This is a genomic window from Nocardia sp. NPDC004573 (genome assembly GCF_053602135.1).
Genome location: NZ_JBSGDA010000002.1, coordinates 194,620 through 212,025 on the forward strand (window position 1 = coordinate 194,620; position 17,406 = coordinate 212,025).

Sequence of the window (17,406 nt, forward strand, 5' to 3'; positions counted from 1 at the left end):
TCCGTGCGACGAAACACTTCTATTTTTCTGTTGTCCAGCGGTCATGCCTCTGTCGATGTCTACCAGGGCGCGGTCGCCGCGCTCGTGCCGTTCTTCGTCGCCGAGCGCGCCTACACCTATGCCGCGGCTTCGGGGATCGTGCTGGCGGCGTCGTTGCTGTCCTCGGTGGTGCAGCCGTTGTTCGGTGCGTTGACCGATAAGTGGTCGATGCCGTGGCTGCTGCCGGTTGCCACCGTGGTCGGGGGTGCCGGGATCGCGGTTACCGGACTGTCGGGCTCCTATGCATTCGCCCTGGTGTTCGCCGCGATCTCGGGGATCGGGGTAGCGGCCTACCACCCGGAAGCCGCCCGGGTCGCGCGCGCCGCGAGCGGCGGTAGCCACACCGCGATGGCGTATTTCGCTACGGGCGGCAGTATCGGGTTCGCGCTGGCGCCGCTGCTGGTCGCGGGCACGGTCGCGGTCGGCGGATTGAGCTGCACGCCGTGGCTGTTGACGCCGGCGCTGGCGGGGGTGGCGGTGACGGTGCCGGTGCTGCGGGCCCTGCAGCAGCGCCAGGTGGCCGGGGTCGAAGAGTTCACGCCGACCGGGCACGACGATGTCGCCTCGTTCGTGCGGATGTCGCTGGCGGTGGTGTTCCGTTCGATCGCGTTCGTCGGGTTGAGCACCTTCATCTCCCTCTACATCGCCGAGCGTATGGGCGGGAGCTCGGCCGCGGGCACGGTGGCGTTGTTCGTGCTCTACCTCGGCGGCGTGGTCGGGGCGGTGCCGGGCGGGTATCTGGCGAAGCGCTGGGATCGGGTGACGGTGTCGCGGTGGTCGTATGTGCTGACCGCGGTGGCGATCGCCGGGGTGGTGTGGGTGCCGGGCCCGGGTGTGTTCCTGTTCCTGGCGTTGACCTCGGTCGGGTTGTATGTGCCTTTCTCGCTGCAGGTGACCCTGGGCCAGGACTATCTGTCCTCGCGGGTCGGCACCGCCAGTGGCGTCACCCTCGGGCTCACCGTCTCCATCGGCGGCTTGGCCGGCCCGGTGCTCGGCCGACTCGCCGATGCCACCTCCCTGCAGGTCGCGTTGATCCCGCTGGTTGTGATGCCCGTGCTCAGCTGGCTGCTGTTGCGCACCCTGCGCGACCCGGCCGTCGCGCGGACTACTACCGCGATGGCCGCCGCCCCGGCCTGACCGTTTGTGCGGGCTGCCCGGTCCCGGGCAGCCCGCACAGCGTCGGGTGAGTTGCCGTGGGCCGAACCCTGGGACCGCGCAATGGAGTTCAGGCAGGTCGAGCACTTCCTCGCGGTTGCGCGCGCCGGAAGCTCCATCGCCGCAGCCCACGACGTGCACGCCGTGCAGTCGGCGCCCAGCGCCTTGATCACCCAGATTCGCTGTCCACCGCAGTCGATGTCGTCGAGCAGCAGGCCAAGCAGTTCACTGGCTCGGGCTTTGCTGGAAACGTAGAACAGCGGCAGCGCTCGATCCCGGTCGCATCCCATCTCGTCGAACAGTTCGTCCCACATTCGCTCGGGAATCTACCTCGGCTGCGCTTCGGGAACTCGTTGTCGCAACCGTGCCCGGCGGACAACGGGCTTCGGCTCCAGTGGGGCTGTGGTGCGCCATGGCTCGCCGCCTGGCCGCCGACTGCGGCACCGGGTTGAGGACCGGGGCGCGACCGAAGCCGGCCCGGTCTGTGCTGACAGGTCGGCGACGGTAAGCCCGAAACGTTCCATCATCATCTGGACGGTGGCGATGTCGGCCGCGGCGCGCGTTCATGCGCTTGCTCCCTCGGCGAAGCGGCGCGCGAGGATTTCGTCGAGCACATGCGCCGGGTACACCACCAGCAGAGCGTGCTGGGGGTCGGCGGCCAGCAGGACCCGGTCGTGGACTCGGATACCCGCGCCGCGACGGATCGCCGCCGGCAGGGGCAAGTGCCCGTATTTGGTGACGCCGCGGCGGCCGTAGCCGGGGCGGGTGATCACGATCAACCCAGCCGCGATCGCCACGACAACTGGTCACCAGGGCGCCAGTCCGGCGCAGTGAGGACGGTCTTGTCGACGACATGGCCGTTGGCATCGACGGGACGAATGCTGTGCGCCGCTGTGCGCTGCGGCGGTTGCTCGACATTCCCAGAGGCAGCCCGTGCGCGCCGGGCATCGTGTCGAGCCCCGCTGCGGGCCGTGGTCTAAGCGAAGGAGGAATGACCGGGGTGAGTGTGTCATCGGTCATACTTCTCACCCCCGAGTCGGACCGAGCAAAGTACCGCGTTGTTCGTAACCACCACTGGGGACCGAGTTGGAACGCCCGTACGAGGTCTATGTACGTGGCAGGCTGAAGTTCCGCGTCAAGCAGATTGTCTACGTGTCGTTCTCCCTCGACGAGACCGTGATGGGCTTCGCGTTCCCCAGGGAGGAGCGAGCGGCGCTCATCGCGAGCGAGCCGCACAAGTTTCAGATGCCATCGGCATCGGACATGCGCTTCAACTGGATCGAGTCCGACCTCGCGGCCCTGGACCCGACCGAGGCCCGTGAACTCGTCATCGATGCATCGTTCGCGCTCGGGCTTGTCCAGGATCTCCCGGCTCGCGTCTCCCGCTTCCTCCGCGACTGCCAGTGCAAGCGAGTCGGCACGCCGTGATGTGGTGCGCTCGCCCGACTGGATGACTTCACTCCCCACCTGCCGCCGGGCAGGCAGCAGTCATAGACGTGGCCTCGGCGTAACGCCCCCGGGGGATAGCCGATAAGACGTGCAGCCGGGCCGGTGTTCGCGAACGTCCGGTGGCGAGGGCCCGGCCGCCGCGCATCCGGGCATGCCGTTCAGTGTGCAGACTCAGAGGGGAAGTTCATGCGCTCAGTTACCAAATTGGCCACGACCGCCGCTGCCGCCGTAGTGGCCTGCGCCCCGGCGTTCGTGTTTGCCGGTACCGCCTCGGCTGAGGCTGTGAACCTCCCGGTCCTCTACACCACGGCAACGGAAGCGGGCCTGTGCTACGGCACGGTTCGCGGGAACGTGGACCAGGACTCCTCCCAGGGACTTCACCTCACCAGCGCCTTCGAGGGCATCGGCACCTGCGCGACCACCGCCTACGTCTCCTGGCACAACATCGACACCGGCGCGCGGGGGAACACTACGATCAAGCTGGTCGGCTCCTGGTACAACTCCGCCACCATCCCCTCCGGCCCCGGCCACGTCGAGTTGTCCGTCACCACAAAGGAAATCTTCCACTCGCCCGATTCGGTTCAGGTGCAGTACGTCATTCCCGGGTGATCGGTAGTGAAGCTGGGCATCACGGCCGCGGCAAGTCGCCTTGGCGGTCTCGAGCGCGGCGGGTAACTTCGAGCAAATGGATGCTGGCGTAGCCTACTTCCCGACCCACGACGGCATCGGGCCTGCGGAGCTCGCTCGAACCGTCGAGGAGCGCGGCCATCGGTGGCTGATGTGGGCCGAGCATACGCACATCCCGGCGGCGCGGGACACGCCATGGAACGGCGAGAAAGGCGCGCCGCCGCTGCCGCGAAAATACGCGCACACTTACGACCCCTTCGTGGCGAGCGCCTACGCGTTGGGCGCCACGAAAGCGCTGCGGGTCGGGACCGGTATCGCGCTCGTGGCCCAGCGTGACCCGATCATTACCGCCAAGGAGGTCGCGTCGCTCGACCAGCTGTCCGGTGGGCGGTTCGACTTCGGCATCGGCGCAGGCTGGAACCGCGAGGAGATGGCGAATCACGGCACCGATCCGCGGACCCGCATGCGGCGCATGGGCGAGTACGTCCGGGCCATGCAGGCGATCTGGACGCAGCACGAGGCCTCGTTCCACGGCGAGTACATCTCGTTCGACCGGATCTGGAGTGATCCCAAGCCGATCCAGCGGCCGCACCCGCCGATCCTCGTCGGCGGCAATGGCCCGACGGTGCTGGATCGCGTGCTCGAGTACGGCGACGCATGGATGCCCAATCACGGCCCTGGGATCATCGAGCGGATCGCCGAGTTGCGGACGCGGGCCGACCGCCCGATCTACATCGTTGTAATGGGCGCACCCGCCGATGACCTCCAGGTTCTCGAAGCCTACGAGCAAGCGGGAGTCGACCGCGTGCTGTTCTGGTTGCCCTCGGCCCACCGCAGCGTCGTCGAGCGCGAGCTCGATCGAGTCGAGGCGACGATGGCCGAGCTGCACGACCGCCCGGTGTGAAGCGCGACCGGCCGCATCGTGTCCCAGCCGTGGCGTCGAAATCCCCATATCAGAGCCGAATCAGCGATTTGCCCGCCGGGCGCCGGGTGCGGACGACCCGAAGCGAGTGAAGCTGAACCAAGGTTTGCCGGATAGCTTGCTCGTTGCTTCACCATCGCTCGCAGCAGGAGGTCACGGTGACTGATCTCTGATGTCCAGCAGTACCGCAGTGGCGACGAGAACGCCGCTGAGCACACTCATGGATATCTGGGATCTGTCCACTACCCTGACCAATGCCGATGCCACGACCGCCTCGGTGAGGCCTAGGCCTACTGTGCCGACAGTGGCAGGCCGCAGATGACGAAGCGCGCGCCAGTACAGCACAAACCCGTCGCCGCGATGGCCTGCGGCAGCGGACACGCTCACTTCGTATGTACGACGATCAATCCGCCCCGCCCGCATGGCTCGGCCAACAGCGCCCGCTCACCGATCTCCAGGTTCTCCAGTGGGATGTCGAGGTATTGTGTTCCGGCGAACCCACCGGCGGTGAGATCGCCGCAAGCGTGGACGGTAACGAGGTCGACACCGCGTGCCGCCGCTTCGGCGAAAGCGGCGGTTATCGCCGCTTTCGCCGACTTCGCTGCCGTCGGCGCCGACCACTACCGCAGCGGACGCGAACTCGTGCGAATTCGTGCCGCTCAGCCATGTCGCTGCCCTTTGGTATGCGGATCCGTCATTTTCGGTAGGGATCGACACCTTCGGCGACTGCAAGCGAATCCGTGGCCGCGTCGGCTGCTCGGACGTCACCATGAAAGAGTTCGCATCGCCGCGAGGGCGGGGAGCCTACAGCGCCCGCAACACACGCGACTGCGGACACGAGACAGCGAACGTGACCCAGTACTGCACCGGCGTTCTCGGGCATCCACTACAAGGTATTCGGTCTAGATCGGGACGGTTGACCGCACGAGCGAGCGGCTCTGGGATGGCGGCCGCTGGCGTGGCGTTCACGCCGTGTGCGCGACCAGGACGGGGCAATGCGCGTGCTGGACGAGAAAATTGCTGGTCGAGCCGAGCAACAGGCCGGTGAAACCACCGCGGCCGCGGCTGCCGACCACAATCAACTGCGCGGTCTTGGACCAATATTCGAGGCGTTGAGTCGCTCCGGTCGAGTACACTTTACGGGTCACGCGGACATCGGGATATTTCTCCTGCCACCCGGCCAGACGTTCAGCGAGAATCGCGTCTTCGGCGGTTTCCAGGCCGGAACCCATGAAACCGGTGTCGGCCTCGCCCGCGAATTCCTCGAAGTGCAAGTCACTCCAAGAATGGGCAGCCACCAACTCGGCACCGCGCTCTGATGCTTCGGTGAAGGCGGCGGCGATAGCGGCCTCGCCGACCGGGCTGCCGTCGACGCCGACCACCACCGGGCCTTGCTGTTCGATACGCGCTTCCGCGCCGGTGTCGCGGACCACGACGATGGAGCCGCGGCCGTGACTGGTGACCGCGAGCAGCGTGGAGCCGAGATGAGCGAAGACGCCGGCGTTGCCGGTGGCGCCGACCGCGACGAGATGCGCGGATTGCGAGCGGTGGATCAGCAGCCTGGACGCGCTCGCCTCGGAGACTTCGATTTCGATTTCCAGGCCCGGCGCGACCTCGCCGGCCAGCCGACGTGCGCTGGCGGCGATTCCCGCGCCGCGCGTTCGTATGGCTTCGATGATCGATGGAGGTATGGCCATGTGGCTGCCCGTCATGGAGCGCAGCCCTGCGATGTCGAGCCCGTGCGCGATGAGCAAAGTGCGGCCACGCCGTGCCGCTGTCTCGGCGGCCCAGCGGACGGCCAGTTCACTGCCCTCGGAACCGTCTGCGCCGACGACCACTGGCGCCGACGCCAGCAGATGCGGGTTCTCACGGTATGGCATGTCCATGTCCTGCCTCCGGAATTCGGAAATCAGCTGTCGTTCGTAGCGTAAGAAGTCGGGAGTCGATCGGCTGCTGTCGTTGGTCATGGTCTCGCAGGCCGAAAGGGCCGCAATGCCGATGACCCGAGCTGGTCGAAGCGCACGCATCCCATGGTGGAAGCCGGCGATCCGGTCGGCAGCGGGGCTGGGCGGGTGATTCGAACGTGCCCGCGCTAACTCACAGCGAATTTTCAGCACTAATCGACGCATAAACGATGCATTCGAGTGCGTTCGGTGCAAGACTTCCTGGAGTGAGCATCCGCTCGTGCGGGCCTCCCGCACAGCGCGCGTTAACGCGGCGGTGGCTGTTGCGGCCTACCGCAGCGGTGCGGTATTCGCGCGTGATGACAACTACGACCGCTGAGGTCAACCTGAAGGAAGCAACCCAAGATGCGAAACGCGAAACGATCACTTCTGCTGGCTACGGCCGTCACCGCCGCCGTCCTGGGCGCGTCGGCCTGCGCGGATGACAACGACACACCCTCCGCTACCTCGACCACCAGTCCGGCCGTCAAGACGACGACGGCCACGGGAACACCTGCGGCGGCTCCCGTCGGCCCCGGCTGCGCGGCATACGCCGAGCAGGTGCCGACTGGGCCGGGCTCGGTGACCGGCATGGCGACCGAACCCGTGTCGGTCGCCGCGTCGAACAACCCGCTGCTCACCCAGCTCGTCGCCGCGGTATCCGGTCAGCTCAATCCGCAGGTGAACCTGGTCGGTACCCTCGACGGCGGACAATCCACCGTGTTCGCACCGGTCGACGCGGCCTTCGCCAAGGTCGATCCCGCGACGATCGAAACGCTGAAGACCGATTCGGCCGCGCTCACCAAGCTCCTGACGTATCACGTGGTGCCAGGAAGGCTGGGGCCGGGAGAGATCGCGGGGGACCATCAGACCGTCGAAGGTTCCACGGTCACTGTGACAGGCAGCGGTGACAATCTCGAAGTGGCTGATGCCAAGGTGATCTGCGGCGGACTCCAGACCGAGAACGCCACCGTGTACTTGATCGATACGGTGTTGACGCCCCCTGCGGCGTGAGACGGCCGACCTCGGTCGGGCCGTCCCCGCCCGTCCAGGAAGCCATTGCGGGTCCGGACTGATGGACATTCCCGGCTGGGCCCGACCACCGGCTCGGCCACGCCGGTTCGCCGCGATCATGTGTCACGTACACGGTCGCCAACTCGGGGATCGGCGACCGTTCCCTACAGCCCCGTGGGGTAGGTTTCCGGCGTCGCGCCGGAGATCCAGTGGCGGCCGGGGTCCAGCGGCGCCAGAGGCGTGGTGTTATCGATGTGGATGACGGCGTCGTACCGGTCGGCGAGCCGGGTATGGAAATAGTGGCTCTGACGTTCGGTGCGGGGCTGGTAGATGACGCCGATGGCGCGCTCGAGGCGCGGATGACGCAGGATCTCCCCGGCGCCACCAGGCAAGTCGGTGCGAATCATGAATGCGGCGATTCCCGTGTCGTGCAGCAGTTCTTCCGCACTGCTCGGAAGGGGCGGCCGCACGAGTTTGAGCTCGGCGGGACCGTCCCACCTGCTTGCCGCCGTCACCATGCCACGACAGGTGGTGAATCCGATGGTGCGGCAGGCGCTGGTGTGGCGTTCGCGCACGAGCTGCCCGAGCGAGAGCTGCCCCTCGGAGGCCAATTCGGTCGCGCGTGCGTCGCCGATGTGGGAGTTGTGCGCCCACACGACGATGCGGGCCGGAGCGTCGGGACGTCCGAGGTGATCGGCGAGAGCATCGAGGGTGTCGGCCATGTGCTCGTCGCGCAGGTTCCACGACGACACCCGGTCGCCGAACATGGCGCGATAGTATGCCTCGGCATTGCGTACCGTCCAGGCGTTGCGCAACGCGTCGAAATAGGCCTCGCCGTCGCGTACCTCGATATGTTCGGCGGCGCTGCGTTGCATATCGACGAGCTGGCGCACGACATCGGCTTGGCAGGACTCACCGGCGCCGAACGCCGCAGCGAAACCGTAGGCTTGGCCGTCATTCTCGGAGGTGCGGTCGAAACAGCTGTAGCGCCGCCTGGCTCGCTCCGCCGCGGCGGGGTCCGCCGTCTCCAGATACGTGATCACCTGTCGCATCGAGCGGTGCATGCTGTACAGATCCAGGCCGTAGAACCCGGCGAGCGCGCCACCCGCGCGGCGCTGCTCGTCGTTGTGCAGGCGCAGCCAGGAGATGAACTCGCGGACCACGGTGTTGCGCCACAGCCAGGACGGAAACCGTTCGAAGCTGCTCAAAGCGTCGGTGGCCGATTCATCGGTGCCCACACCGCGCACGTATCGGTCTACCCGATGCGCGTCGGGCCAATCCGCTTCGGCGGCCACGCCGGCGAAACCCTTCTCCGTGATGAGCCAACGGGTGATGGCGGCGCGTGCCGCGTAGAACTCGTATGTACCGTGCGAGCTCTCGCCGATCAGCACGAACCGGGCATCGCCGATCAGATCTTCGAGAGCATGCTCAGGGGGAATGCCGTCGGGCGCCTCGATCGCCATCTCACGGAGGACTTCGACAGGATCGGTCATTGCGATTCGCGCACCGACCGTCGGAGCCGCAAGCAGTTCCCGGACCTCTTCGTCGGTCACCTGGGTGAAATTCCAGAACGAGTTGCCCACCGCGAGGAACGGTGACGGCATGGTCGCGCACACCATTTCGTCGACCAAGGCTCCGAATTCGCGGCAGGTGGATTCCGGAGCCGACGGAACAGCGACGACGATCCGCTTCGGCTCGCCCATGCCGATCGCGTCGACGGCGGCGGACATGCTCGCGCCGGTGGCCAGTCCGTCGTCGACGAGAATCACGGTGCGGCCCGCGACATCCAGAGGTGGCCGGCCGCCCCGATAGGCAGCCTCGCGACGGGCCAATTCACGTGCCTCGGCACGGGCGATGCCGCGCACCTGTTCGGCCGTGAGACCCAGCCCCCGGACCACGTCGTCGTTCACCACCATCCGGCCGCCGGTGGCCAGTGCGCCGAGTGCGAACTCCGGATTCCCCGGAGCGCCGAGTTTACGCACGATGAGTGTGTCCAGCGGTGCGCTGAGTGCGGCGGCGACTTCCCAGGCGACGGGCACACCGCCGCGGGCGAGGCCGAGCACGATCACGTCCGGATCGCCTCGATAGTGCTCGAGCAGCCCGGCCAGCACGTGACCGGCCTCCCGACGGTCGCGGAAGATCGGCTGCGGTTCGTCCCGGATGACCGGTGCGGATGTCATGGCGTTCTTCTTTCGTAGAGGGCCGACGCAAGAGGCCGGTGCTCACCGATTCGCAGCGGCAGGCCGAGGACCGAGCGATCACAGGCGAGGACCAGATCGCTGGAGGTGATCAACCCCGTGAGCCTGCCGTCGGCGTCGATGACGGCGACGGCGTCCAAGTTGGGCCGCAGCACCCCCCGAGACGCGACATCGCTGAGCAGCTCGTCTTCCCGGGCGATCGCACCGGTGGGTAGCGCGCGGGCGGCGCGTCCGACCGTGGTGGTAGCGCGTGCGGGTTCGGCGACCGCGGCCAGATCGGACCAGGCCACGACAGCGGTCGGATGACCGGCGTCGTCGACGACCGGAAGACCCGATGGCCGGTGGCCACCGCGTTCGAGTGCAGCAGTTCGGTGATCGACCATGCTGCCGGAATCGCCATCGGACTGGCAGTCATCACGTCCCGGACCTTGCTGTCGCCCAGCCGATGTCGCAGTCCGGCGACCGTCAGTTCGGCGAATGCCGCGGACTGCAGGAACCAGCCGAGCAACATCAGCCACACACCGCCGAGATGTCCGAACAGGATCAACTCGGCCAGACCGAGCATGAGCAGGAAGGTGCCGAGGACCTGTCCGCTCCGCGCGGCCCAGGTCGCCGCCCGCAACCGGTCGCCGTTGCGCCGCCAGAGCACGGCGCGCAACACGCGGCCTCCATCGAGGAGGGGCACCGGGGAGCAGGTTGAACAACCCCAGCACCGCATTCATGACAGCCAGCCATACCAGGACAGCGGTGATCGGTCCGTCCGGGTCCGCCGCCGCAGTGGCAGCGGCCCCGGCGAAGGCGACGAGCGCGATCGCGAGGCTGGTGACCGGTCCGGCCGGTGCGATGCGCAGATCGGCCCGCGCATCCCGCGGCTCGTCGGTCGATTCGGAAACACCACCGAGTAGCCACAGCACAATCCGTTCGACCCGAATCCCGTTGCGTCGCGCGACGATCGAATGCGCGAGCTCATGTGCTAGTAGCGCCGCACACAGCATGACAGCACCGGTGATCGCTGTCGCCCACACTACGGCCGTCGTGGCCGTGCCGGTCAGGTAAGTGCCCAGGATCCAGGTGAACAGTCCGACCGTGACCAGAGCCGACCAGTGTGCGCCGAGGAGGATCCCGGAGATCCGGCCGAGCGGAATCGTTCGACGCATCATGCCACACCGTCCCGCGTCGTAGTGGTAGACCGGTCTCGAATGGTCACGAGACACCTTTCCGGTGTCCAGGTCGATTCACGTGGGCGTCTCGGAACCGGTCAGTCCTTCGGCGAGGAGAATCCGGTGCGCCCGTCACGGGTGGATCGTTGTGAAGCGGGGCCACGGCAGCCGCAGACTCTGGGCGATGGTGTCCGTCCACGTGCCGGTCGCGGCCAAGTCGCGCAGGCCCCCGAGTGGCGGCCGCCCGGAAGACGGTAGGCGTGGCCGTTGTCGGTTGCGGCGGAAAGGAATCCGATGCTACCCGGTAGGACTGTGTCGAAAGAGGACAAGTCGGGGGCAGGGTCGAAATCGGCGAGCTCGACAGTCGCGTCGCAGCCCGCCAGTTCGGAGCTGATGAACTCGGCGATATCGGGGGTCGATCCCTGTTCGGTCGCGGAGACGATCCCGATGCGGGGTTCCTCCTTGGTCATATCCAGAAGCCTCCTCGTACGCGTCCCGCTCGGTGAGAGGCCTCATGCCCGGGTTGATGGGACCATGGTCACCGTCGGCTCCGTTGCTCCATTCCACCGTGACGAGTCGCGCTGAGCGCCTGAGGAAGCAGTCGGCCGACGTCGGTCCGCAGCCATGGGACCGAGCATGGTGAAGATGGGCAGCCGCATGAGCGGGCAGTGCTGATCGGTCGGCCCTGCCCGTCGACGACCGGCAGCGCGGCGAAACCATGTGCGGTCAGCAGTGCGGTCGCCTCCAGCGGTGTCTCCGCCTGTCTGAGGACGTCACGTGCGTACATCGGCATCGCTCACGGATGCGGGGGTGCGGGACGGCCTGCCTTCGGCGCGCGGGACCGACGTCCTCAGCGCGAGTCCGATTTCGGGTCTTGCGGAGATCACAAACGGTCGCCGGATAGGTGACTTTCGCTTCTGTGGGAGCGCGTGTACGCCGCGAACGATCGAGATGGGAATCTGATCCGCTGCGCCGGGGAGGTGTTCGTGACGATCACCAGATACAAGAGGCCAGGACTGGCCGCATCGGCGCTGTTGCTGGCATTGCGACCGCCGGTCTGGATTACAGCAGACGATCGGAGAGTTGCGGTACCGAGGGCGATCATCCGGGCGGTATATCGCCCTGCCGGTGTCGTATGTGCGGGTGGGCGACAGCGTAGTCGTCCGAGTGACGAACGCCGCCATGAAGACGTGGTGGCGGAACTTCCGGTCACCGCATCCGGCGTCGATCAGGATCGACGGATTCTGGCCGACAGGTATCGGGCACGTTATGGCGCCCGGATCGCTGGAACACGAAGGGGTGGCGGCGGTGTATCAGAAGGCGCATCCACGGCATCGGATCCACATGAATGATCCGTACGTGGTGATCGTCGCAGGTGCGGAGACGACGACGCCCTCGCGCCGGGAGTTGAGCCGTCGCTGGTTCGTCGCGGTCACCGCCGGTGAAACTCTCGGCTTCGCCGCACCGGCTGCGGCGGGTGCGCTGACCGTCGACTCGGCGCCTGGCGCGATCACGGCCGCGCTGCTGATCGCGGCCGTGATCGAAGGAAGCGTGCTCGCCTTTTTTCAGAGTCGCGTACTGCGGTGGTGGCTGCCCGGATTTCCGATCCGCGACTGGATCATGGCCACGGCGGCCGGTGCGCTCGTCGCGTGGACCGTCGGGCTGGTGCCGGTACTCTACGGAGACCGATTGGGCAATTGGCCGACCGCGGTCCAGGTGCCGGCGGTCGCCGCGGGGGCGCTTGTGGTGGTGTTCGCGATCGGCGTCGCGCAGTGGTATGTGTTACGGCGCTGGTCGGATCGTGCGGTGCTGTGGATCTGGGGCAACGCGGTCGGTTGGATCGCGGGGCTGGCCGCCTTCACCACGGTCACGACTCCGTTGTGGCGGGCAGGGCAGTCGACGATTACCACGGCCGTGATCGGGGCGCTGGGAGGCGTGGTGATGGCCGCGGTAGTGGCGGTGACGACCGGAATGTTCCTCGTGCGTATCCTTGTGCCCGGGCATCTACGGCCTTCCGGGTGACCGCGTGCGGGGAACTCACGAAGGCGGATACGGTGGGCCCGTCAGATCTGGACCAGAGCACTCCGGTCCGCGCCCCTTCACACTGGTCAGAACCGCCAGACAGAGGAGTTCGACCGCCGCGATACACAACCGATCACACGGATGTCGAGCGCGGTGCTTCGGCGGGAAAGTCGGTGCCGCCTTCTGATGCGTCCTCGGCGCTGAGACGAAGCACAGTGGCGAAACCGGCGGCGAGGCAGTCGGTCAACATCGCGATGTCGGGGATCGCGGCGGTATCGACGTTGATCGCGATGTAGCAGGTGCCGGCATGCGAGGTCAGGGTGACGTTGACGGCCGTGCCGATGGTGGGACCGAAAGCGTACATCCGGTCGATCCGCGCCCCGGCGATATACAGCGGCACCGGGGAACCCGGGACGTTGGACGCGAGGAAATCGATATGTTTGAGCATATCGGTGAGCAGTCCGGAGGGCAGCCGGTTGAACGCCGCGGCGACGGCGCCGGACAGCGGTATCGCCGGCTCGCGCCGCCAACCGGCGACCGCGGCGGCCACGGCGCGCATCAGGTCTGCGGTGTCCGGGATGTCGGCCGGCAACGCGAAACGAGCGAGTGTGATCCGATTGCCGCCGAGCGGATCGTCGGCTGTGCGAAGGCTGATCGGCATGGTCACCCGTAGCTGGTCGACTCTCGCCCCGTGCCGATAGTGATAGGTGCGTAGCCCGATGACCAGCGCGGTCAGGAACGCATCGTTCATGGTGCAGTCAACCGCCCGCGCGGCGCGGCGTAGCTGCTCGACGGGAGCGTCCAGTACTGCCAGCCGGCGACGGAGACTGCGCTCGATCATCACCGGCGACAGCGTCGCGGTGACGGGCTGGGCCAAGCGGACCAACGAGGTCGCCAGCGCGGCACCATCGCGCGCCGCCCGCGCGGGATGAGTGACAGCCCGCCACGCGGTCCGCGGCGTGACCCGCACACCGCCACGAACAAGATCCGAGCCCACCGACCAGTTCCACGCCACGATGTCGCGGAACGCGCCGTCACGGTCCTGCGGCGGCTCGGGGGGATGGCCCCGGTCGGTTCCCGCCCGATCGAAATCGAGCAGCGCTGTAGCGATCTGAATACCGCCGATGCCATCGGTGAGGCTGTGATGCAGCGTCATCACCAGCGCGCATCCCGCGCCGTTCAAGCCGCTGAGCAAGGTCGAGCGCCAGAGCGGCCGGGCCGGATCGAACGCGGTCATCGCTTCGGTTCGGGCGAACTCGAGTACCGCGGAGAGGTCCGCCGGTGCCGGCAGCGCGGAACGGCGCAGGTGCCAGGACAGGTCGAAATCCGAATCGAGCACCCACCGCGGCGGGGCGAGGCCGAACGGCACGGCGACCAGCCGATGCCGCAACCTCGGCACGATGCGGGTGCCGCGATCGATCGTCTCCACCAGACGTTCCCAGTCCGGATCGGTATCGAGAATCAGGACCGAGACGATCGTCGAGCGCAGCGCCGGATCACGTTCCATGTTCCAGGAGAACAGGTCCGATTGGGACATGTGGGATTCGCGAGTGGCCATCGCCTGCTGCCTTCGAACCAAGCCGGCGCGCCTCAGGTGGATGGGGCGCTGTTGAGGGTTTTCAATCGACGGGTGTATTCCTCCTCGTCGATCTCGCCACGGGCGTAACGGTCGGCGAGCACCTGCTGCGGAGTGGGCCCGTGTGGCACCGTGCGCTGCCCCTGCGAGGGGGCCGCGGTGTAGCGGACCAGTGCCAGGATGCCGGCGATGACCAGCACCCAGAAGATCACCATGCTGATGGCCATCAGACCGTATCCCCATCCGGTCATTCCATTGCTGTACCAGAACATCACCGCAGGCTCTCCTTCCCTTCGGAGTGTTCGGCTCTTTCACTGTGCGCGCTGTACACCGGTGGGGATACGGCCGAATAGCACTGTTCGGGCGGGACGAGAGTCCTCTGTCACCAGTCGTGGCCGTCCGCCGGTACCGCCCCCCGCGCCGCTACCCGACGCGCCGGCGACCGACATCGAACCACTCGTCGAAACCGGTGGTAAGGACCGGAACAGCGACAGTGGCCCGCGGCGCAGTGACAGCGTATCCGGGACCAACGGCACCCGACTCGGCGACGATCGGACCTGCCGCCACACCGTATCGCGGCTGACGATGGAGAAATCCGTGAGGAGGTTTCGTGATGCTGTTCGATGATCGCCGTGACGCCGGACGTCGGCTGGCCGAGCCGCTGAAGTCTCTCCCGGACGAGGATGTCGTCGTGGTCGGCCTGCCACGCGGCGGTGTTCCCGCCGCCAACGAGGTCGCGCGAGCACTGGGTGCGCCGCTGGATGTGATCGTGGTACGCGAACTCGGTGTGCCGTGTCAGCCGGAGTTCGCTTTCGGCGCGATCGGCGAAAACGACGTGAAGGTGACCAACGCCGTCGTCGCCTACACGCAACTTTTCCGCGAGGAGATGGCGAGTGTGGAACGCCGTGAACGCGACGAACTCGCACGCGGGGTCGAGCGGCTGCGGCGCGCGCACTTGCGTGTGCGACGGGCGGGTCGCACGGTTGTCGTCGACGACGGCGTCGCGACCGGCGCGACCGCCCGCGCGGCCTCTCAGGGGGCGTGGGCGCATGGCGCGCGGCGCGTCATGCCGGCCGTCCTGGTGGTCTCCGACGTTGAGGTCACCGGACTGCTGCAGCGGGCCGCCGGTGAGGTGCGGTCATGACCTCGATGCGCGTTCTGTCCGGCAGTGCGAATCCGCTGCTCGCCTCCACTGTCGCGGAGCTGCTCGACGTCGGGCCCGCCGCCTGCCTGATCGAACGTTTTCCCGACGGTGAAGTGCGGCCGGTCGTCGATCATGTCTGCGGGAACGACGTGTATGTGGTGCAGCCGACCGCACCGCCGGTCGGCGACCATCTCGTCGAGTTGTTGCTGTTGCTCGATGCGTGCCGGCGAGCCCGAGCCGCCCGGGTGACGGCGGTCGTACCGTACTTCGGGTATGCCCGCCAAGATCGCCGCACACGCTCCGGGCAGGCTTTGGGTGTACGGGTAGCCGCCGATGCGATCGCGAACGCGGGCGCCGAACGCCTTGTGGTGGTCGATCCACACACGCCCACCATGGAAGCGGTCTGTTCGATGCCCGTGGAGACGCTGACCGCGGTACCGCTGTTGTCGAGCAGGATCTCCCCAGCTCGGTCCGAGCTCACCGTTGTCGTGGCCCCCGACCTCGGTGCGGCGAAACTATCCGAGCAATACGCGGCCGCCATTCCGGATTCGATTGCGGTGGTACGCAAATTCCGCGAGAGTGGCACGGCTGTCACCGCAGTCGAGGTCCTCGGTGACATCGACGGTCGTCAGGCGGTGGTCGTCGACGACATGATCTCCACCGGCGCCACCATCGAGGCCGCGGTCCGACTGCTGCACCACCATGCCAGAGACATCGTCGTGGCCGTCACGCACGGGCCGCTCACGCTCGACGCGACAACGCGCCTGCGTGACGTCGGCGTACGTCGCGTCGTAGTGACCGATTCCGTCGCACATCATGACCCTGCCGCGCCGATCGAGGTCTGCTCGATCGCTCCGCTGCTGGCGGATGCCATCACCCGCCTCCATAGTGATCAGCCGCTGCGCGAGCCGCTCACTCACGCCTGACAGCGGCGGGAGGCTGGGCAACGCGGTCATGCCGGGCACGCAGCGCCGTGGCGACCGAGTCGTCGACCGGATGTGTGGTGTCGAGCACGGTGGTCGATGGCGATGCCGCGGCACATTCCTGTACATACCGGCGCTCGCCCACCTGCTCGACCAGTCCGGCCCGACCGGAACCGGCGCGCTGGTCGCTATACCCGCCGTTCTGGCGGCCGACGCTCTACAGAAGCACTGCTCGCGGGCGGGCGGTGCCCCGGGTCGGTGCTCCGGCCTGGCGCCTCGAGATCGAGGAGGCTCCATGAACAAAGGCAACGGCGCGGCGACTATTTCGTGAGGCGATCCTCCTCGCCGTGATCGGTCGGTGCGGTGCGGCCGGGCTGATCGCACGTCCGTTCAGCGGGGCGGTCGCGATGCTGTGGCTCGCGGCCATAGCGGTCGCCCCGTGCCCGCGGCAGTCTGGGTCATCCTCGACGCAGGATTCTATTCAGGGACCGGAGTCCTCGGAGGAAGGACCGTAGGCCCTACTGCTCGGCGCGGGCGCCGCGTGGAATCGAAGGGTCATCAACCACTCTCTTCGCTGGAGTCGCGCTATGAGCATCCTTTCCTCTCGCCAGGCATTACTACCGACCTGGCCCGCGCTGCCGGATTGGTCCGATCTGATGGCCAGGTTGGAGTCACGGCCTCCCTGGACCTCGCTCGAGGGCCACATGATTCGAGTCGAGGAGAATCTCGAGAAGGGCCGGTACACCTTGCGGGCCGAATTGCCCGGGGTGGACCCGGCCAAAGACGTCGACATCAGCGTCCGGGAAGGACAGTTGACGATCAAGGCCGAACGCACGGAACGCAAGGAAGAAGGCACCCGCTCGGAATTTCGCTACGGCAGTTTCTACCGGTCGATTCCGCTACCGGTCGGCGCGAAGGAAGACGACATCGACGCGTCCTACACCGACGGGATCTTGACGGTGACCGTGCCGGTGTCCGAGTCCGAGACCCCGGAGAAGCACATCGAAATCAAGAAGACCGGAAACGGACACAGCTGACCGCTGCCGGACCCGGGATGGCCCAGGCACACGGGCCGGCCGACACACCGCCATACCGATCGCTGCTGCGGGCCAGCGTCATTCGAGGCCTGCGGAGGGTGTCGGCCATAGGCATACGCTGAAACAGCCGCCTCCGCCATCGCCGCCTTGGCCGGCGTTGGCACTCGAGCTGGTGATCCACGCCCTCGGCAGGGCGG

Annotated in this window: 15 protein-coding genes and 1 pseudogene; 9 read left to right on the forward strand and 7 right to left on the reverse strand. The window is 67.2% G+C overall.

Annotated features, from left to right (window positions below; translation table 11 throughout):
• Window positions 1–3 precede the first annotated feature (3 nt).
• The gene (locus ACWEKR_RS04295) at window positions 4–1,176 is read left to right on the forward strand and encodes an MFS transporter (RefSeq protein WP_452353238.1); all 1,173 of its coding nucleotides are present in this window, start codon (window positions 4–6) and stop codon (window positions 1,174–1,176) included.
• A gap of 581 nt (window positions 1,177–1,757) precedes the next feature.
• On the opposite strand, the gene ACWEKR_RS04300 is transcribed toward ACWEKR_RS04295, so the two are convergent.
• Window positions 1,758–1,991, reverse strand: a complete 234-nt coding sequence (locus tag ACWEKR_RS04300) for a hypothetical protein (RefSeq protein ID WP_452353239.1) — start codon at window positions 1,989–1,991, stop codon at window positions 1,758–1,760.
• Window positions 1,992–2,280: 289 nt separating this feature from the next.
• Here ACWEKR_RS04300 and ACWEKR_RS04305 point away from each other — a divergent pair, with 289 nt between their 5' ends.
• From ACWEKR_RS04305 to ACWEKR_RS04315, 3 genes are all read left to right on the forward strand, one after another.
• Window positions 2,281–2,622 (forward strand): MmcQ/YjbR family DNA-binding protein, encoded by a 342-nt coding sequence (locus ACWEKR_RS04305; protein WP_452353240.1) that lies wholly within the window; start codon window positions 2,281–2,283, stop codon window positions 2,620–2,622.
• Window positions 2,623–2,925: 303 nt separating this feature from the next.
• Window positions 2,926–3,252: a hypothetical protein gene (locus ACWEKR_RS04310; protein ID WP_452353241.1), complete on the forward strand. Its 327-nt coding sequence runs from the start codon at window positions 2,926–2,928 to the stop codon at window positions 3,250–3,252.
• 76 nt (window positions 3,253–3,328) lie between these two features.
• Window positions 3,329–4,174 (forward strand): LLM class F420-dependent oxidoreductase, encoded by an 846-nt coding sequence (locus ACWEKR_RS04315; protein ID WP_452353242.1) that lies wholly within the window; start codon window positions 3,329–3,331, stop codon window positions 4,172–4,174.
• Window positions 4,175–5,157: 983 nt separating this feature from the next.
• Here the strand turns inward: ACWEKR_RS04315 and ACWEKR_RS04320 are convergent.
• Window positions 5,158–6,351 carry a universal stress protein gene (locus ACWEKR_RS04320; protein WP_452353243.1) on the reverse strand — a complete coding sequence of 398 codons (1,194 nt, stop codon included), beginning with the start codon at window positions 6,349–6,351 and terminating at the stop codon, window positions 5,158–5,160.
• 150 nt (window positions 6,352–6,501) lie between these two features.
• On the opposite strand from ACWEKR_RS04320, the gene ACWEKR_RS04325 reads away from it, so the two are divergent.
• Window positions 6,502–7,149: a fasciclin domain-containing protein gene (locus tag ACWEKR_RS04325; protein WP_452353244.1), complete on the forward strand. Its 648-nt coding sequence runs from the start codon at window positions 6,502–6,504 to the stop codon at window positions 7,147–7,149.
• 164 nt (window positions 7,150–7,313) lie between these two features.
• Here the strand turns inward: ACWEKR_RS04325 and ACWEKR_RS04330 are convergent, their stop codons facing one another.
• From ACWEKR_RS04330 to ACWEKR_RS04340, 3 genes and pseudogenes are all read right to left on the reverse strand, one after another.
• The gene (locus tag ACWEKR_RS04330; RefSeq protein WP_452353245.1) at window positions 7,314–9,329 is read right to left on the reverse strand and encodes an erythromycin esterase family protein; all 2,016 of its coding nucleotides are present in this window, start codon (window positions 9,327–9,329) and stop codon (window positions 7,314–7,316) included.
• Complete coding sequence (locus ACWEKR_RS04335; protein WP_452353440.1) at window positions 9,326–9,730, reverse strand: CBS domain-containing protein; 405 nt, start codon at window positions 9,728–9,730, stop codon at window positions 9,326–9,328. Before ACWEKR_RS04335 ends, ACWEKR_RS04330 begins: the two co-directional genes overlap by 4 nt.
• Window positions 9,731–10,141: 411 nt before the next feature.
• Window positions 10,142–10,507 (reverse strand): annotated as a pseudogene (locus tag ACWEKR_RS04340) (site-2 protease family protein); the annotation flags it as partial.
• Window positions 10,508–11,851: 1,344 nt separating this feature from the next.
• On the opposite strand from ACWEKR_RS04340, the gene ACWEKR_RS04345 reads away from it, so the two are divergent.
• Window positions 11,852–12,529 (forward strand): hypothetical protein, encoded by a 678-nt coding sequence (locus tag ACWEKR_RS04345; protein WP_452353246.1) that lies wholly within the window; start codon window positions 11,852–11,854, stop codon window positions 12,527–12,529.
• A gap of 133 nt (window positions 12,530–12,662) precedes the next feature.
• Here the strand turns inward: ACWEKR_RS04345 and ACWEKR_RS04350 are convergent, their stop codons facing one another.
• Both ACWEKR_RS04350 and ACWEKR_RS04355 read right to left on the reverse strand, forming a co-directional pair.
• Window positions 12,663–14,066 (reverse strand): wax ester/triacylglycerol synthase domain-containing protein, encoded by a 1,404-nt coding sequence (locus ACWEKR_RS04350; protein ID WP_452353247.1) that lies wholly within the window; start codon window positions 14,064–14,066, stop codon window positions 12,663–12,665.
• Between the two features lie 53 nt (window positions 14,067–14,119).
• Window positions 14,120–14,356 carry an SHOCT domain-containing protein gene (locus tag ACWEKR_RS04355; protein WP_452353248.1) on the reverse strand — a complete coding sequence of 79 codons (237 nt, stop codon included), beginning with the start codon at window positions 14,354–14,356 and terminating at the stop codon, window positions 14,120–14,122.
• Between the two features lie 362 nt (window positions 14,357–14,718).
• On the opposite strand from ACWEKR_RS04355, the gene ACWEKR_RS04360 reads away from it, so the two are divergent.
• The 3 genes from ACWEKR_RS04360 to ACWEKR_RS04370 all read left to right on the forward strand — a co-directional run bounded on the left by ACWEKR_RS04360 (window position 14,719) and on the right by ACWEKR_RS04370 (window position 17,209).
• Window positions 14,719–15,249: a phosphoribosyltransferase gene (locus ACWEKR_RS04360; protein ID WP_452353249.1), complete on the forward strand. Its 531-nt coding sequence runs from the start codon at window positions 14,719–14,721 to the stop codon at window positions 15,247–15,249.
• A complete protein-coding gene (locus ACWEKR_RS04365) occupies window positions 15,246–16,175 on the forward strand; it encodes a ribose-phosphate diphosphokinase (RefSeq protein ID WP_452353250.1) in 930 nt (309 codons plus the stop codon). Before ACWEKR_RS04360 ends, ACWEKR_RS04365 begins: the two co-directional genes overlap by 4 nt.
• Window positions 16,176–16,759: 584 nt before the next feature.
• Entirely contained in the window at window positions 16,760–17,209 is a 450-nt protein-coding gene (locus tag ACWEKR_RS04370; RefSeq protein WP_452353251.1) for an Hsp20/alpha crystallin family protein, read from the forward strand.
• The last annotated feature ends 197 nt before the right edge of the window (window positions 17,210–17,406 follow it).

Coding starts and splice junctions, on each gene's coding strand:
- ACWEKR_RS04315 (WP_452353242.1), top strand. CDS start 3,329: ATGGATGCTGGCGTAGCCTACTTCCCGACCCACGACGGCATCGGGCCT.
- ACWEKR_RS04325 (WP_452353244.1), top strand. CDS start 6,502: ATGCGAAACGCGAAACGATCACTTCTGCTGGCTACGGCCGTCACCGCC.
- ACWEKR_RS04330 (WP_452353245.1), bottom strand. CDS start 9,329: ATGACATCCGCACCGGTCATCCGGGACGAACCGCAGCCGATCTTCCGC.
- ACWEKR_RS04335 (WP_452353440.1), bottom strand. CDS start 9,730: ATGGTCGATCACCGAACTGCTGCACTCGAACGCGGTGGCCACCGGCCA.
- ACWEKR_RS04345 (WP_452353246.1), top strand. CDS start 11,852: ATGAATGATCCGTACGTGGTGATCGTCGCAGGTGCGGAGACGACGACG.
- ACWEKR_RS04350 (WP_452353247.1), bottom strand. CDS start 14,066: ATGTCCCAATCGGACCTGTTCTCCTGGAACATGGAACGTGATCCGGCG.
- ACWEKR_RS04355 (WP_452353248.1), bottom strand. CDS start 14,356: ATGACCGGATGGGGATACGGTCTGATGGCCATCAGCATGGTGATCTTC.
- ACWEKR_RS04360 (WP_452353249.1), top strand. CDS start 14,719: ATGCTGTTCGATGATCGCCGTGACGCCGGACGTCGGCTGGCCGAGCCG.
- ACWEKR_RS04365 (WP_452353250.1), top strand. CDS start 15,246: ATGACCTCGATGCGCGTTCTGTCCGGCAGTGCGAATCCGCTGCTCGCC.
- ACWEKR_RS04370 (WP_452353251.1), top strand. CDS start 16,760: ATGAGCATCCTTTCCTCTCGCCAGGCATTACTACCGACCTGGCCCGCG.